At 61.3% G+C, this 2,310-nt stretch carries 2 protein-coding genes and 1 pseudogene; all 3 read left to right on the top strand.

The annotated features are described in order from the left end of the window. Positions 1-33: 33 nt before the first annotated feature. Positions 34-918: a succinate--CoA ligase subunit alpha gene (gene sucD, locus A2I95_RS32150; protein WP_291736361.1), complete on the top strand. Its 885-nt coding sequence runs from the start codon at positions 34-36 to the stop codon at positions 916-918. Between the two features lie 130 nt (positions 919-1,048). Continuing rightward, on the top strand, positions 1,049-1,837 hold the full coding sequence (locus A2I95_RS32145; RefSeq protein WP_291736359.1) for a hypothetical protein: 789 nt from the start codon (positions 1,049-1,051) through the stop codon (positions 1,835-1,837). After that, positions 1,834-2,310 (top strand): annotated as a pseudogene (gene sucA, locus A2I95_RS32140) (2-oxoglutarate dehydrogenase E1 component); the annotation flags it as partial. The gene A2I95_RS32145 and the pseudogene sucA, both read left to right, overlap by 4 nt.

Below are 2,310 nucleotides of genomic sequence, written 5' to 3'. Positions count from 1 at the left end.
AACACACACATACCGCTTGAAGGAACCGACATCATGGCAGTCCTCATCGACGAAAACACCAAAGTTATCTGTCAGGGCTTCACCGGCTCGCAGGGCACTTTCCACTCTGAACAGGCCATCGCCTATGGCACCAAAATGGTCGGCGGCGTCACCCCCGGCAAAGGCGGCCAGACGCACCTGAACCTGCCGGTCTTCAATTCCGTGCATGAAGCCAAGCATGTGACCGAAGCCAATGCCTCGGTGATCTACGTGCCGCCGCCCTTTGCCGCCGATTCCATCCTCGAAGCGATCGACGCCGAAATGGAAGTGATCGTCTGCATCACCGAAGGCATCCCGGTGCTGGACATGATGCGGGTGAAGCGGGCGCTGGAGACCTCCAAGTCGCGCCTGATCGGCCCCAACTGCCCCGGCGTGATCACCCCCGACGCCTGCAAGATCGGCATCATGCCCGGCCATATCCACCGCCGAGGCTCGGTTGGCGTTGTGTCGCGCTCCGGCACCCTGACCTATGAGGCGGTGAAACAGACCACCGACGTGGGCCTCGGCCAGTCGACCTGCGTGGGCATCGGCGGCGACCCGATCAAAGGCACCGAGCATATCGACGTGCTGGAATGGTTCCTGGCGGATGACGAGACCGAAAGCATCATCATGATCGGCGAAATCGGCGGCTCCGCCGAAGAAGAAGCCGCCCAGTTCCTGGCCGATGAAGCCAAGAAGGGCCGCAAGAAGCCGGTTGCAGGCTTCATCGCAGGCCGCACCGCCCCTCCGGGCCGCCGCATGGGCCACGCGGGCGCGATTGTCGCCGGCGGCAAAGGCGGCGCCGAGGACAAGATCGAAGCGATGAAAGCCGCAGGCATCGTGGTCGCCGAAAGCCCGGCCGGCCTGGGCGAAGCGGTGCTGAAAGCGATCGGCAAGTAAGATGGCTCCCGCAGTGCGTCACGGCAGTGTCCAGCGCCCGTCCCGGAGGGGAGGGTGCGAAGCGCCCGCCCCGTGGGGGGCAGGATGGGCGCTGCCCGGCGCGCTGCGCCGGGCAAAGCGCGTACCAGAGATGAAGGTGATTAAGCTTCTGCGCACGGCAATCACTGCAAGCGTATCTCTTACATTTTTCGGAACGGCATCAGTATCGGCCTTCGACTTGCCTTCTGTGGAAACCGTTGTTGCGTTCTGCTCACAACCGTCCCCCGGCCCCAAGGGTTCACGATCTGCTTTTGAAAGGCGTGGCTGGACGCTTGCTTCTGAAGAACAAGCATTTGAGTTGCGGGAATGGAGAGCTGCCTACGCGACAATTTCTAGCTGGCAAAAAGGAACCTTGCCTTACATGGCCCAAGCGATGGCCCGCCTTCGCTCGAACGAAGCTGGCCTTCAAGACTTCGGCACACTCACAGATGCTGAACTGTTTAAAGTCGTTCTTGATAGGGACACCGCCTCCGATGAGCCGCGGAGGTTTCCGGCAATTTCACCTGTCTCGGTTACACTAAACACCCCTGAATCTGCATCAGCACGACTGCTCATCTCGTTCTCAGAAAACGGCAGAAGCGGCTGGAAACAAACCTGCTCACTGTATTCACTTGATGGCAGCAAAGCAGCCCGTACATTGGCGGCCGCCTTCAAAGATAGCTTGCCCACCGAATTTGATCGCGTTGCAAGCGGGAAGTTCGAACTTCCGCCCGTGAGTGACGATCCGACAGCGGTGTCACCGAAAGGCAGGTTCTTTCTCACGGATGCAGCCGCGATTGAGAATTCCTTGAACATTTCATTAGACGCTCACGCCATGATCGAAATTTCATTGTCTATTGCTCCCCCCGCAGAAATCACAGCCGATGAGGCAAACCAATGACCGACCAATCGCCCAACGACCTCTTCCACGCCTCCTCTTTCATGCAGGGGCACAATGCGGAGTATCTGGAGCAGCTTTATGCCCAATACGCCAATGACCCGAACGCGGTGGACGCCGCCTGGGCTGAGTTCTTCCGCCACATGGGCGACGCCGAACTCGACGTGAAGGCCGAAGCCAAGGGCCCCTCCTGGGCGCGCAGCGACTGGCCGCCGGCGCTGGATGACGACCTCACCGGCGCGCTGACCGGCGAATGGCCCGCCCCGGCCGAGACCAAGGGCGCAGGCAAGAAGATCAGGGACAAAGCCTCCGCCAAAGGCGTCGAGGTCACCGACGATCAGGTGCAGCGGGCAGTGCTGGACTCGATCCGGGCGCTGATGCTGATCCGCGCCTACCGGATCCGCGGCCATCTGGCAGCGGACCTGGATCCGCTGGGCATGCGTGCCGCCTCTGCCCACCCGGAGCTGGACCCGAAA

The organism is Leisingera sp. F5 (genome assembly GCF_001593695.1).
The sequence above is the reverse complement of the archived record's forward strand: the minus strand, read 5'-3'. Positions and strand labels throughout refer to the sequence as shown.